The organism is Streptomyces sp. NPDC002911 (genome assembly GCF_053591835.1).
Map to the genome: position 1 here is coordinate 97,642 of NZ_JBSFUO010000005.1, position 13,853 is coordinate 111,494.

Annotated in this window: 10 protein-coding genes; 1 reads left to right on the forward strand and 9 read right to left on the reverse strand. The window is 70.7% G+C overall.

Annotation, left to right across the window (positions count from 1 at the left end):
• Positions 1-48 precede the first annotated feature (48 nt).
• A complete protein-coding gene (locus ACWD04_RS10370; protein ID WP_451130155.1) occupies positions 49-1,440 on the forward strand; it encodes an OFA family MFS transporter in 1,392 nt (463 codons plus the stop codon).
• 71 nt (positions 1,441-1,511) lie between these two features.
• Here ACWD04_RS10370 and ACWD04_RS10375 read toward each other — a convergent pair whose 3' ends face one another.
• The 9 genes from ACWD04_RS10375 to ACWD04_RS10415 all read right to left on the reverse strand — a co-directional run bounded on the left by ACWD04_RS10375 (position 1,512) and on the right by ACWD04_RS10415 (position 13,523).
• Complete coding sequence (locus ACWD04_RS10375) at positions 1,512-2,582, reverse strand: sugar phosphate isomerase/epimerase family protein (RefSeq protein ID WP_451130157.1); 1,071 nt, start codon at positions 2,580-2,582, stop codon at positions 1,512-1,514.
• A 41-nt stretch (positions 2,583-2,623) separates the two neighbouring features.
• The gene (locus ACWD04_RS10380; protein ID WP_451130159.1) at positions 2,624-4,021 is read right to left on the reverse strand and encodes an alkaline phosphatase family protein; all 1,398 of its coding nucleotides are present in this window, start codon (positions 4,019-4,021) and stop codon (positions 2,624-2,626) included.
• Positions 4,018-5,193: a metabolite traffic protein EboE gene (eboE, locus tag ACWD04_RS10385; protein ID WP_451130161.1), complete on the reverse strand. Its 1,176-nt coding sequence runs from the start codon at positions 5,191-5,193 to the stop codon at positions 4,018-4,020. Before eboE ends, ACWD04_RS10380 begins: the two co-directional genes overlap by 4 nt.
• Before the next feature lie 3 nt (positions 5,194-5,196).
• A complete protein-coding gene (locus ACWD04_RS10390; protein WP_451130163.1) occupies positions 5,197-6,045 on the reverse strand; it encodes a TatD family hydrolase in 849 nt (282 codons plus the stop codon).
• On the reverse strand, positions 6,045-6,674 hold the full coding sequence (locus tag ACWD04_RS10395; protein ID WP_451130165.1) for an EboA domain-containing protein: 630 nt from the start codon (positions 6,672-6,674) through the stop codon (positions 6,045-6,047). The genes ACWD04_RS10390 and ACWD04_RS10395 overlap by 1 nt, the downstream gene beginning before the upstream one ends.
• Positions 6,668-7,531: a sugar phosphate isomerase/epimerase family protein gene (locus ACWD04_RS10400; protein ID WP_451130167.1), complete on the reverse strand. Its 864-nt coding sequence runs from the start codon at positions 7,529-7,531 to the stop codon at positions 6,668-6,670. The genes ACWD04_RS10395 and ACWD04_RS10400 overlap by 7 nt, the downstream gene beginning before the upstream one ends.
• The gene (locus ACWD04_RS10405) at positions 7,528-8,607 is read right to left on the reverse strand and encodes an SCO3242 family prenyltransferase (protein ID WP_451130169.1); all 1,080 of its coding nucleotides are present in this window, start codon (positions 8,605-8,607) and stop codon (positions 7,528-7,530) included. The genes ACWD04_RS10400 and ACWD04_RS10405 overlap by 4 nt, the downstream gene beginning before the upstream one ends.
• Positions 8,604-9,722 carry an inositol-3-phosphate synthase gene (locus ACWD04_RS10410; RefSeq protein WP_451130171.1) on the reverse strand — a complete coding sequence of 373 codons (1,119 nt, stop codon included), beginning with the start codon at positions 9,720-9,722 and terminating at the stop codon, positions 8,604-8,606. The genes ACWD04_RS10405 and ACWD04_RS10410 overlap by 4 nt, the downstream gene beginning before the upstream one ends.
• Before the next feature lie 93 nt (positions 9,723-9,815).
• Complete coding sequence (locus ACWD04_RS10415; RefSeq protein ID WP_451130173.1) at positions 9,816-13,523, reverse strand: ThuA domain-containing protein; 3,708 nt, start codon at positions 13,521-13,523, stop codon at positions 9,816-9,818.
• Positions 13,524-13,853 lie beyond the last annotated feature (330 nt).

The window sequence follows — 13,853 nt, forward strand, 5'->3', positions numbered from 1 at the left end:
GGCAGGGGGCGCTGGCCAGACTTCTTCCACGCAAGGGGTTCGATCGACATGACGACAACAGACCTCTCCACATCCGTCCCCTACAGGGAGGTGACGGACGCCAACGGCCGGACCTACCGGCTCGGCGAGAGCGACATCGACATCATGGGCCGCAAGCGCAAGTGGATGGTCATCCTGCCGTGGGTCGGCATGATGGGCATCAGCTCGGCTGAGTACGCCTTCGCGTCGGCGGAGGACACGCTGCACCACGCACACAACTGGGACAGCGGTCACATCTATTGGATGATGACCGTCTGGGTGTTCTTCCAGGCCGCGGTCGCCATGCCCGCGGGCAGGCTGCGGGAGACCGGCAAGCTGCCGGCCCGCTGGGCGATGATGCTCGGCGCGACGGGCACCCTCCTCGGCTACCTGTCACTGGCGTACGCGCCGCACGTGATCTTCGCGTACATCGGCTTCAGTGTGTTCTCCGGCATGGGCGCCGGGATGGTCTACGCGACCTGCGTCAACATGGTCGGCAAGTGGTACCCGGAGCGCCGGGGCGGCAAGACGGGCTTCGTCAACGGCGGTTTCGCCTACGGTTCGGTCCCGTTCGTCTTCATCTTCACCGGATTCATGGACATCACCAATTTCAGGTGGGTCCTGGTCTCGGCGGGCGTCTTCCTCGCCGCGCTCGTGGCCTGCGCCGGCTTCTTCTTCCGGGACCCGCCGAAGAACTGGTGGCCCTCCGAGATCGACCCGCTCAACCCGCCCGAGGACCCGCGGGCCCGCCGTGCGCTGGAGAAGAACCCGCCGGCCATCAAGCAGTACTCCCCGGGCGAGGCCTGGAGGACCGGCCGCGTGGCGCTCATGTGGTGCTGTCTCGCCTGTACCTCCGGCGTGAACATCTTCGGTATCGCCTTCCAGGTCGACATCGGCCAGGACGCGGGCTTCGCCGCCGGGATCGTGGCCACCGCGATGTCACTCAAGGCGATCGTCAACGGCACCGGGCGCGGCGTCATCGGCTGGCTTTCCGACCTCTACGGCCGCAAGAAGTGCCTGCTGTACGTCTGCGTCATCCTGGGGCTCGCTCAGTTCGGCATCATATGGGCGGCCGAGATGAAGAGCCTGCCTCTGTTCCTGCTCTTCTCCGCGATCTCCGGCTTCGGCGGCGGCGCCATCTTCCCGATGTTCGCCGCGATGACCGCGGACTACTTCGGTGAGAACAACAACGCCACCAATTACGGCATGGTCTACAGCTCCAAGCTCGTCTCCGGACTGGGAGCGGGGATGGGCTTCATGGTCGTCGACGCCTGGGGGCTCAACGGCGCCTTCATCCTGGCGGGCAGCATCTCGTTCTTCGCGGGATTCCTCGCCCTGTTCCTCGCAGCACCCGGCCGCGACCGGAAGGGCAACCCGCTGGTGAAGGCCGGCCCGGCCCCGATAATCCGGGAGACCGACTGATCGCACACCCGCAGCACACGCGTGGGACCCGGTTCCTGGAACCGGGCCCCACGCGTGTGTGCCGTCAGGCGTCATTCCCCGCAGCGGCCCTCGCGGAGCGAGTGCAGGTGCTCGCTGGACTTGCGGGCGAAGGCGAGGGACTCGACCGGGTTGTCGTGCTCGGTCTGCCAGTGGTGGTAGGTACGGCCGCGGTGCGTGCGTGCGGTGACCCGGCTGAGGAAGTTCTTGTAGTCGATGTCCCCGTCGCCGACGTCCGTCATCCTGTAGCCGTCGCGGACGGAGTCGTCACGCGTGCCGTCCTTGACGTGGAAGAGGGGGTAGCGGTCGGGCTGCTTGAGTACGTAGTCGATGGGGTTGAAGGGGGCTGGTGTGCCGTCCACCCGCTTACCGAAGCGGAACTGGGCGCAGAACGCCCAGTAGATGTCCATCTCGAGATAGACGAGGTCGGGGTCGGTTTCGGCGAGCAGGACGTCGTAGAGACGCACCTTCGGTTTGTCGGTGGCGAAGGAGAACTCCTCCGCGTGGTTGTGCTGGTAGAACTTCATGCCGCGCTTGCGGGCGGCGGCGCCGTAGGTGTTGAAGTCCTCGGCGGCGCGCTTCCAGCCGTCGACCGTGGAGCCGTAGCGGAAGGGCCCGGAGGCGGTGCCGATGTGCTTGATGCCGAGGGCTTCCGCCTCGTCGAGGACCTTGGTGAGGTTCTGGGCGAAGGAGTAGGCATCGGGGTTGTTGTCGTCGTAGTAGTTGACGTGGCTGCCGATGGGGGTGAGGCCGTGGTCCTTGGCCAGCCTCTTGAGCTGGGCGAGTTTGATGGGGCCGGCCGAGCCCTGGGTGTATCCGGCGAACTCGATCTCGTCGTAGCCGTACTTCTCGAGTTCGGCGAAGACGGGGGCGAAACCGAGGGTGGAGACCTTGTCGCGGAGGCTGTACAGCTGGATGCCGAGGCGGCCGGGAGGCAGGACGGCACGGCCCTTGCCGTGGCCGTCACCGTGTCCGTGGCCGGGCCCCTGGCCGCCCTGCGGGCTCGACGCCTGGGCGGCGGCGCCGCTGAGGAGGGTGGCGGCGGTGGCTCCGGCAGCGACGCCCAGGACGTTGCGGCGGCTGAGTCTGCGTGCGAGCTCGGGGTCCTTCGGGGTGCGGCTCATGATCACTGATCTCCCTGTGAACGTGCGGGCGGGGCGGATTGTCAGTGCAGTCCGGCAAGCTGGAGCAGCAAGGACTTCACTTCGGTGGCCTGGACACGGCCGGAGAATGCCTGGGGGGTGGAGCAGAGGATGAGCGGACCTTCGTCGTCGCTCGTGGGAAGGCGGCCGTGGCTTCCGCGAATAGGTGAGGGGTCCAGGGGGACGACCGCCATGCGGTAGCGCATCCCGAGCTTCTTGCGGGCGACCGCGGAGGCGGCTCTGACCCGGACGTAGGGGTCCTGGGGGTCCATGAAGAGCTCCACAGGGTCGTAGCCCGGCTTGCGGTGGATCTCGACGAGCTGCGCGAAGTCGGGCGCGCGGTCGTCGTCGAGCCAGTAGTAGTACGTGAACCAGGCGTCCTTCTCCGCTACGGCGACGAGTTCGCCGGAGCGGGGATGGTCCAGGTGGTGGGCCTTCTTGCCCTCGTCGTCGAGGAGTTGCTCGATGCCGGGAAGGTCCGCGAGGGCTTCCCGGGTCGCTTCGAGGTCCTCGGGCCGGCGCACGTAGATGTGGGCGAGCTGGTGGTCGGCGACGGCGAATGCGCGGGACGCCATCGGGTCGAGGTATTCCATGCCGTCCTGGGTGTGGACCTCCAGCAGGCCGGCGCGGCGCAGGGCCCGGTTGATGTCGACGGGCCGGTCGACCCGGGTGATGCCGTACTCGGAGAGGGCGACGACGGTGCGGCCCTCGGCCCTGGCGTCGTCGAGCAGGGGTGCCACGGCCCGGTCGAGGTCGGCGGCGGCCCGGTGGGAGCGGGGGTCGTCGGGGCCGTAGCGCTGGAGGTCGTAGTCGAGGTGCGGGAGGTAGCAGAGGGCCAGGTCGGGGGTGCGGGTGGCGAGGATGTGCCGGGTGGCGTCGATGATCCACTGCGAGGAGACGAGGTCGGCGCCGGGGCCCCAGAAGTGGAAGAGGGGGAAGGTGCCGAGCTTCTCGGTCAGTTCGTCGTGCAGGCCCGGGGGCCTGGTGTAGCAGTCGGGTTCCTTGCGGCCGTCGGCGTAGTACACGGGGCGAGGGGTGACGGTCCAGTCGGTGTCGGCGCCCATGGCGTACCACCAGCAGATGTTGGCGACGGTGTAGCCGGGGTGGGCACGTCTGGCGGCGTCCCAGAGTTTGTCACCGGCGACGAGTCCGTTGTGCTGGCGCCACAGGAGGACGTCGCCGAGTTCGCGGAAGTACCAGCCGTTGGCGACGATGCCGTGCTCGGAGGGGGTGGTGCCGGTGAGGAAGGTGGACTGGGCGGCACAGGTGACGGCGGGCAGGACGGTGGAGAGGGGGGCTTGTGCGCCGGCTCCGGCCATGGCCCTCAGGTTCGGCATGTGCCGGAGCAGCTGGGGAGTGAGGCCGACGACGTCGAGGACCAGGAGCGGGGTGGGGCGCGTACCGGCTTCGGGGGCGGTCAAGGAAGCTCCTTCAGTCCGAGGTCGACAAGGAGGTCGCGAGCGAGGGTGAGTTCGGCGGCGATGCCGTCGGCGAGCTGGGTGCGGGTGCGCGGTCGCAGCTCGGCGGGTAGCGCCTGCCAGGTGTACGTCTCGACTTCGAGGTGGCGGGTGAGGGGAGCGGGTCCGCCGACGAGCCGGTCCAGCACGGACTGGAGGACGGGGAGGGTGGAGGTGAGCGGAGGCGCCGGCGGTGCGTGCAGGGGGACGTGGAAGTGCGAGCGCCAGGGCGTGCTGTCGGGAAGCGCGCCACCGGAGACCGCCTCGCCGAGGTCGTCGGTCCCGCGCAGCCCCGAGTCGGTGAGCGTGCGTGTCTGGTGCAGGAACCGGGGTTCGGCGAAGGCGCCCAGGGCGGCACGCACCTCGGGCAGGTGCGGGTGTTCGGCGTGCAGCGCCGCGGAGAGCTGAGCCTTGGCGACACGGACCCCCGCCGTGTTCAGGGCGTCGAGCGCGGTGTCCGGGTCCTCGAAGGAGGTGGCGAGGTGACAGGTGTCGACGCAGATGCCGATGCGGTCGTGGCCGACCGCGGTGAGGGGCCCGATGGCGTCGGCGGTGGTCTCCACGGTGCAGCCCGGTTCGGGTTCGAGGCCGATCCTGACGGACTTGCCGGTCAGTTCGGCGAGGGCGTCGAGCCGCTGCGCGAGAGCGGTGAGCGCCTTCTGTGCGATTCCGGCCGCCGTGGGGTCGTCGGCGAACGGGGTGCGCCAGGCGATCGGCAGGGTCGAGATGGTGCCTTCGGTGACGTCGTCGGGGAGCAGGGCGGCGAGCAGCCGGGCCAGGTCGGTGGTGTGGGCGAGCCGCTCGGGGTCGGTCCAGTCCGGTGTGTAGACGCGGTACTTGACCTCCTGGGCTCCGAAGCCCTCGTAGGGGAAGCCGTTGAGGGTGACCACTTCGAGTCCGCGGTGGTCGAGCTCGCCACGCAGCGAGCGCAGTGCGGCGGGGTCGTTGATCAGGGCGCGGGCGGCGTCCTTGGCGAGCCAGAGACCGATGCCGAGGCGGTCCCGGCCGAGCCGCCTGCGTACGGGCTCGCAGTGGTCGCGCAGCTGGGCGCGGACTCCTTCGAGGGTCTCGGCGGGGTGCACGTTGGTGCAGTACGCGAGGTGGACGGTGGAGCCGTCGGGGTGGCGGAAGCGCACGGATCACTCCCCGCCGCGGAGGATGGAGTTGCCCTCGTGGAGCGGGCCGGGGGCGACGGTGTCGAGCTGGAGCCGGCCGCTCTGCCCGTAGAAGGCGACGGGGTTGCGCCAGAGCACCTTGTCGACGTCGTCCTCGTCGAATCCGGCTTTCAGCATGGTGTCGGCGACCTTGCGGGTCTTCAGCGGGTCGCTCTTGCCCCAGTCGGCGGCCGAGTTGACCAGGATCCTGTCGGTGCCGTGGTTCCGCAGGACCGTGATCATGCGATCCTCGTCCATCTTGGTGTCCGGGTAGATGGAGAAGCCGGCCCAGCAGCCGCTGTCGAGGGCGTCCTGCACGGTCGTCTCGTTGAGGTGGTCGAGCAGGACCAGCTCCGGGGCGAGGTCCGACTCGCGGATGACGTCGATGGTGCGGTGCAGGCCGGCGAGCTTGTCGCGGTGCGGGGTGTGGACGAGCGCGGGAAGTCCGTGGTCGGCGGCGAGCTGCAGCTGGGTGGCGAGGGCGGTGTCCTCGGCGGGGGTCATCGAGTCGTAGCCGATCTCACCGACGGCGACGACGGAGTCCTTGACGAGGTAGCGGGGCAGTGCGTCCAGCACGGGAGTGCAGCGGGGGTCGTTCGCCTCTTTGGGGTTGAGGGCGAGCGTGCAGTGGTGGGCGATGCCGTACTGGGAGGCGCGGAAGGGTTCCCAGCCGAGGAGGGCGTCGAAGTAGTCGAAGAAGCTGGCGGGCGAGGTGCGGGGCTGGCCGAGCCAGAAGGAGGGTTCGACGAGCGCCCGGACCCCGGCGTCGTACATCGCCTGGTAGTCGTCCGTGGTGCGGGAGGTCATGTGGATGTGGGGGTCGAAGATACGCATCAGGACTCCTCCGTGGGGGCCGGGGCGGGCGCCGGGGCCGTGAGGTCGAGGACGGTCCGCAGACCTGTGGGCACGGCACGGCCGGCCGCGGTGCGTTCGGCGGCGAAGTCGCGCAGCATGCGGGCGAGTTCGGCGTCACCACGGGCACGCTCGCCGAGCCGGTCGAGGGCCTCGACGGGGACCTCGGTGAAGAGGCACTTGAGGACGGCGTGCCGCCAGCCGTGCGTGTCGAGGTGGGACGCGCCGTACGGGCCGACGGCCGCCGCGACCAGCCGGGTGTCGTTGGTGCGCAGGGCGTCCTCGACGAGCGGGAGTGCGGCGGCGCCGAGGTCGAGCCGGTGCAGGGTGAGGAGGACGGCGCGGCGCTCGGCGGCGGTGCCCTGTTCGTACAGCCTGGTCACGGCCGGCAGCCCCGCACGGGCTTCGACGAGCAGCAGCGCGCGTACGGAGTCGGCGTGCTCCAGTCCGCAGTGCCGGCCCGCCGAGGCGAACCGAAGCTCCCAGGGAGGGGAGCCGGTGCCGGTGTCGGGGTGGGCCGCTGCGTGTGCGGCCTCGGCGAGCGCTTCGTCGAGCCAGGCCCTGGCGGCCCCGCGGAGCTGGTCGTCGAGTTCCTTGCGGCTGATCAGCACGGTGCGGCTCCGTTCGTCGTCCCGGTGGCCCGGCGCAGGAAGTCGATGGAGCGGCGGGCGAGTTCGGGGCCCGCGTGGGAGTGCCGGGGCAGTTCGACGACGGTGAGGCCGGCGTAGCCGGTGGAGTCGAGCGCTTCCAGCACCGGCGGGAAGTCGATCTCGCCGTCACCGAACGGCAGGTGTTCGTGTACGCCGCGGCGCATGTCCTCGACCTGGACGTGACGCAGCCAGGGCGCGGCTTCCTTCACGCAGTCGACGGGCGAGGCGGGTTCCAGGCACTGGCAGTGGCCTATGTCGAGGGTCAGCCCGAGCGGGCCCGGGTCGCCGAGGAGGGTGCGGAGATGGTGGAAGTCGGCGAGCGTGGCCAGGAGGTGGCCGGGTTCCGGTTCGATGGCGAGGGGGATACCCGCGCGGTCGGAGGCGTCCAGTACGGGGGCGAGTGCCTCGGTCAGCCGCCGCCACGCGGTGTCCGTGGCGGTGTCCGGCGGGGTGATACCGCTGAAGCAGTGCACGGCGTGGGCGCCGAGGTCGGCGGCCACCTCGACGGCACGGACGAGCAGCGCGGTGCGGGCCGCACGGGCCCCGGGGTCGAGGTCGAGGAGGGACGGGCCGTGTTTGCGCCGGGGGTCGAGGACGTAGCGCGCGCCGGTCTCGACGGTGACACCGAGGCCCAGGACGGTGAGCCTGCGGGCCACCTGGCGGGTGCGGGCTGCGAGGTCAGGGGCGAGCGGATCGAGGTGCATGTGGTCGAGGGTCAGGCCGACCCCGTCGTAGCCGAGGTCGGCGAGGAGACCGAGGGCGTCGTCGAGGCGGAGATCGGTCAGGCCGTTGGTTCCGTAGCCGAGGCGAAGGGTCATGTGGGACTCACCTTCCGGGCGAGCGCGCGGGCGAGAGGGACGAGCCCCATGACCGCGAGCCCGCCGACGGGTGCCCCGGACCTGGCGGCGAGTGCGGCCTGCAGCGGGATCATCGCCCGGATACCGCCGCCGACGGCGCGCTGGGTGAGGGGCGGGGACGGGTTGAGGGCGGCGTGGAACAACGGGACCGCGGAGGTGCGGAGGTAGGCGCCGGTGAAGGCGGGCAGCAGCAGCCGTCCGGCGGGGGTGCGGGGCGGCTCCCCCGGCGTCGGCCGGCCGCGCAGGACGGCGGCTCCCAGTCCGGCGACAGCGGCCAGGGCCGCCAGCGGTGCGGCAGTGGAACCGCCCTGCGCCTCGTGCCGGGAGACGGCGGTCACGGCGTAGGTGTGCGCGCCGAGCACGAGGGCGGCGGGCAGCGCGGCGGAGGGTGCGCGGGCGGGGACCGGTGGCCGGCCGGAGGCGGTGGCCGGCCGGGGAGCCGTGGCGGCCCCTCCCCCGCCGGTGGCCGCCGTCGCGCCGAGCAGCAGGTCCAGGGTGCGGGCGGTGGCCATGGCGGCCGGTCCCAGCTTCGTGTGCTTGAGGCGCAGGTCGTAGGCCCAGACCGTGGCCGCCAGTCCGGATGCCACCGCCAGGGCGGGGCGGCCCGCGCGGGCCGCCAGGGCCAGGCCCGCCGCCGTCAGGGCGCCCGCCGCGGCCAGGGCTGCCCCCGGCGCGACGCGGCCCGAGGGGATCGGGCGGTGCGGGCGGTCGACGGCGTCCTCCTCCCGGTCCGCCCAGTCGTTGAGCGCCATGCCCGCCTCGTACAGGCACAGTGACGTGCCGACCGCGAGTGCCGTCCCCCGGCCGGGGCGCAGGCCGACGGCAGCCGCGCCGGCGAGGGCGTCGCCGGGCACGCTGAACAGTGCGGACACACGCAGCAGTTCCGCCCAGGCCCGCAGGCGCGCGCGGGCGCCGGGCCTGTCCGGTGCGGGCGCAGTCCCGCCCGCACCGGACAGGCTGTCCGGGGGCGCCGCCCGGCGGGCGCCGAGCAGCCCCGGCGTCGCTGCCGCGGCGGCGAACAGCCGCAGCGGCTTCACCGGGCGGCCCGCATACGTTCGGCGAAGGCCAGCAGTTCCGCGTACTGCTCGGGCAGCGCGGCCGGCCCGCCGTCCGGGTCCTTGAAGTAGAAGCCCAGTTCGGGCCGTGGCCCCGTCAGCCCGCTCTCGTGGGCGCGGGCCAGCAGCCGGGCCAGATCCAGGATCAGCGGCGCGGCGAGGGCGGAGTCGCAGCCCTGCCAGATCGTCTGGAGGATCATCCGTGAGCCGAGGAATCCGTCGAAGGCGATGTGGTCCCATGCCGTCTTCCAGTCCCCCATCGCCGGTACGTCGTCGATGTGGACCTCGCCCTGCGGGGCGGCCCCGAGCGTGTCGGCGAGTACGCGTTCCTTGCCCGCGTTCTTGGCGGCCGCCGCCGCCGGATCGGCCAGCGCCGCCCCGTCCCCGCCGCCCAGCAGGTTCGTGCCCGACCACGCCCGCACGGGCAGAGCACGCTGGACGAACATCGGTGCGAGTACGGAACGGAGCAGCGTCTGGCCTGTCTTGCCGTCGCGTCCGGCGTGGGGAAGTCCGCAGGAGTCGACGGCGTCCTGGAGGTGCGGGCTGCGCAGCCCGGTGGACGGGGTGAAGTTGACGTACGGGCAGCCGGCACGGAGTGCGGCCGCCGCGTAGAGGGAGCTGGCGGGCAGCCGGGAGTCGTCCTCACCGGGGGCGGGTTCGGTCGAGGCGACGTTGATGACGACCGTACGGGCCAGCCCGTGGCGGTGCGCGAAGTCCTCGATGTCGGCGGCGAAGGCGGTGATGAGCTCCTCGTCGGTGCGGGTGTCGCCCGGCAGCGGGCCGCCGGGGCGTATCTCCGCGTCGGCGGCGGTGAGTTCGGCTTCGACGGCCGAGGGCAGTCCGTACGGGAGCACTCCACCGGCGGCGAGGGCCTCGGCCCGCTTGGGCAGGGGACAGTTGAGGGTGTCGTGGCCGCCGAAGACCAGGGAGGTCAGCGGTGGCAGTCCGGTGTCGGTGAAGGGCGGTGTCTCGGTGACCATGCCGGTCGGCGGGTGGAGCCCTGCCGCGATGGCCGCGCACCCTGCGGTGGCGGTGGTTGCGACGGAGCCCCGGGCTCCGATGAACCAGACTCCGGTACGAACGGCATATGAGGTCACGGGCTGCCTCCCAGGGGGGGATGAAGAGGGGTGGTGGGTCGGTGGGCGGGGAAGAGCTGTGCCTCCCCGCCCACCGACGGTGAAGTGGCCGCCCTACGTCGAGGGCAGCTCCTTCAGCTGGATGTTGCGGAAGGACACCTGGTCGTCGGCTCCGTGGTTCTGGAGGCCGAAGTAGCCGTCCTTGAGGCTGCGGGCCGGGTCGGTGTTGGTGAAGTCATTGATCTTCACCCCGTTGAGGAAGACCTGCAGACGCTCGCCCTGGACCTTGATCTCGTAACTGTTCCACTGGCCGGGCGGCCGCAGAACCTGGTCACGGGCTTTGATGTTGGCTGATTTGAAGGTGTAGACGGCGCCGGTCGTACGGTCCGCCGCGTCGGTGGCGTCGATCTGGACCTCGTAGCCGTTGTTCACCGCGGACCACGGGTCGTCCGACTCGGGGAAGCCCACGAAGACACCGGAGTTGTCGTCGCCGGTCATCTTCCAGTCGAGCTTCAGCGAGTAGGAGTGCAGCTCCTTGGCCTGGTAGGTCAGAAGGCCCATGCCGCCTTCGGAGCGCAGCTCACCGTCGGCGACGGCGAACTTCCCGGGGCCGGCCTGCTTCCACCCTTCGAGGGTCTTGCCGTTGAAGATCGACCGGTAGCCGGTGTCCGGCTTGCAGTTGGCCTTCACCTGGCCGGCGGCGTAGCGCAGTCCGCCCAGCAGGTGCTGACGGAGGGCGGGTTCGGCGTAGGACTCCTTGGTGTGGCCGAGGCCGGTGTAGAAGGAGCGGCCGCCCTGGTACGCCTGGCACCAGGCGATCGGGTGGTCGCCCTTCATGGTCCCGCCGGTGTAGGTGGTCTCGTCCAGCGTGGCGAGGACCTGGGCCTTGTCCCGGGGGTTGCTGCGGTAGTTGTACCACTCGTCGGTGCGGTCCCAGGCCTCGTCCAGGTGCGCGGTCGCCGGGTGGTCGTGGTTCTCCACCCGGACGGTCGCGGGCTGGATCTTCGGGTGCGAGTCGAAGTAGGCGCCGACGAGCCCTCCGTAGAACTCCCAGTCGTACTCCGTGTCGGCCGCGGCGTGGACGCCCATGTAGCCGCCGCCGGTGGACACGAAGTTCTCGAACGCCTTCTTCTGATCGGCGTTCAGGACGTCACCGGTGGTCGACAGGAAGACGACGGCGTCGTAGCGCGCCAGGTTGCTGGTCGTGAACTGGCCGGACTCCTCGGTGGAGTCGACCGTGATGTTGGTGTCCTTGCCCAGTTCCTTCAGCGCGGCTGTGCCCTCGGGTATCGAGTCGTGCCGGAAGCCGCCCGTCTTGGAGAAGACGAGGACGCGCTTCGCGGTCCGGTCGACCGGGCTGTTCGAGAGTGCGAAGTCGTCCACGTCGTACAGTGCTCCGGCTCCGCCCTTGAAGACCAGGAAGAGTTCCGTGGCCTTCTTCGGTGCGCCGCGCAGCGGCACGTCGATGTCCTGGAACGTGTCCCAGCTGCCGGTCACCGGGACGGGCGCGGAGCCGAGGATCTTGCCCGTGGGCGATCCGGCCCGCACCTCGAGGAAGCCTCCCGCCCCCGCCGAGGAGGTACGGGCGGTGAGCTTCGTGGAACCGGCGAGGATGTACGGGGTGAAGGAGATCCAGTCGTCGTTGTCGATGTCGCCGACGGTCCTGCCGCCGTGTGCACTGCTCTTGCTCGGTGTGGTGACACCGGAGGAGTTGTCGAAGTGCTCGGCCTGTCGGTGGCGCGGCTGGAGCTTCGCCTGGTCACGGCCGCTCAGTGCGGCCTGACCGCCACCGCCGCCGTCCGTGTAGGACGCCGAGATGCCGCCGTAGATGTTGGCGTTCGGGTCGTGCCCGCCCTCCATCTCGGTCTTGATGGTGCCTTCGCAGCCGTGCTCCGTGGTGATGTCGTGCCCGTGGCTGTCATGGCCCAGGGTGAACTTGACCTCGACCTTGGAGCAGTCGACGGTGCCGTCCTCCGGGTCCGTGACGGTCACCTTGAAGGGCACCTCGTCACCGAACTCGAACTGCTGGCCGTCGGACGGGAACTGCATGTCGACGACGGGCGCGGTGTTGCCCACGGTCACGTGCACGCTCGCCGAACCGGTGCGGCCCGTCGGGTCCTCGGCGGTCACCGTGGCGGTGTAGGTGCCGTTCTTCTTGTACGTGTACGTGGGGTTGGCGGCCGTGGACTTTCCGCCGTCGCCGAAGTCCCAGGCGTACGTCAGGGCGTCGCCGTCCCCGTCGGTGGTACCTGCCGAGGAGAACTTCACCTTCAGCGGCGCGACACCGGAGGTTTTGTTCGAGGAGGCCTCGGCGATCGGTGAGCGGCCGCCGGTGGCGTTCTCGATGCGGTACAGCCCCGAGTGCTCGTCCCCGCCGAACCAGGAGAGGCCGTAGTCCAGGACGTACAGCGCGCCGTCGGGCCCGAACGCCATGTCCATCACCTGTGTCCCGGTCCACGGGATGTCGTTGATGGACTGGACGGCGCCGTCGGCGTCCTGCTCGATGCGCTTGATCCACTGCCGGCCGAACTCTCCGGCGAAGAAGTCCCCGTCGTACTCCTCGGGGAACTTCACCGGGGAGTCGAGGTCCGCGTCGTAGTGGTAGACGGGCCCGCCCATCGGGGACTCGGAGCCGGTGCCGAACTCGGGCACGGACGCGCCGTCGTAAGGGATCCAGGCTGCCTCGGCGGGCGGCAGGTCGGCCAGGCCCGTGTTGTGCGCCGACTCGTTCTTCGGGGCGGCGCAGTCGAAGGCCGGTCCGGAGGTCTGCGTCGCGAAGTCGTAGTCGCGGTAGGCCTCGTTGTTGCCGGTACAGAAGGGCCAGCCGAAGTTGCCGGGCTTCGTCACCCGGGCGAACTCGACCTGCCCGGCCGGTCCGCGGTTCGGGTCCGCGGCACCGGCGTCGGGGCCGTAGTCCCCGACGTAGAGGATGCCGGTGGCCTGGTCCACGCTGAAGCGGAAGGGGTTGCGGAAGCCCATCGCGTAGACCTCGGGACGCGTCTTGTCCGTGCCCGGGGCGAAGAGGTTGCCCTCCGGGACGGTGTACGAGCCGTCGTCGGCGACCTTGATGCGGAGGATCTTGCCGCGGAGGTCGTTGGTGTTGCCGGAGGTGCGGCGGGCGTCGAAGGCGGGGTTACGGTCGGCCCGGTCGTCCAGCGGGGAGAAGCCGTCGGACGAGAACGGGTTGGAGTCGTCCCCCGTCGAGAGGTAGAGGTTGCCCTGCGCGTCGAAGTCGATGTCGCCGCCCACGTGGCAGCACATGCCGCGCGTGGCCGGGATGTCCAGGACCTTCTTCTCGCTGGCGTTGTCGAGAGTGCCGTCCTCGTTGAGCACGAAGCGGGAGAGGCGGTTCACGCCGTCGAACTTCGCGAAGTCTTCGGCGGTGCCGTTCTCCGGTGCGTCGCCGGCGGGGGTGTCCAGCGGAGGCGCGTAGTAGAGGTAGATCGCGCGGTTCTCGGCGAAATCGGGGTCGACGCCGATTCCCTGGAGCCCTTCCTCGTCGTGCGAGTAGACGGGGATGGTCCCGGAGATCCGGGTGTTGCCCCCGCTGTCCGTGATCCGCAGCTCGCCGCTGCGCGAGGTGTGCAGCACGCTGCGGTCGGGGAGCACCGCCAGCGAGATGGGTTCGCCGGTCTCGGCCGCGCCCTTGGCGAGGGTGACCTGCTGGAAGTCCTCGGCGGCGTCCTGAGCGGCCGAGGCCTGTGGGGCGTCGGCGGTGGCGGCGGGCGAGGAACCCAGGGTGAGGGTTGCGGCGGCGAGTATTCCGCCGGTAAGGAGGGCGATTGATTTTCGGGCGCGGAGCCTTCTGCTGCTTCTCTGCACGTGCGTCCTCCGGAGTGTGCCGGTTGTTCGGGCGGTGCGTTCTGCCGTTTCTGCGCGGGGACTGCCGCGCTCGTCTCCGAGGCCGCCTTGCGGGGCTCCGGTGACGCGAGTCATGTCGTGTGCACGTAGGGGACCGTAGCCGTGTTCGTCCCGTACGGAAAGCCCTTGCGCAGGGGCTGGGTTGAACTTTTGTCCACGGGTGGACAAAGAGGCGTCCGGGCACGTGGGATCGCCCCGCGGCGCTTGCCCGGTGCCGCGGCAAGGCCCGCCGGGCCCCGCCGGTGATCGAGGCGCGGGGGGCCGTGGGGCGGAGCCCCCGAGGAGGCCCCG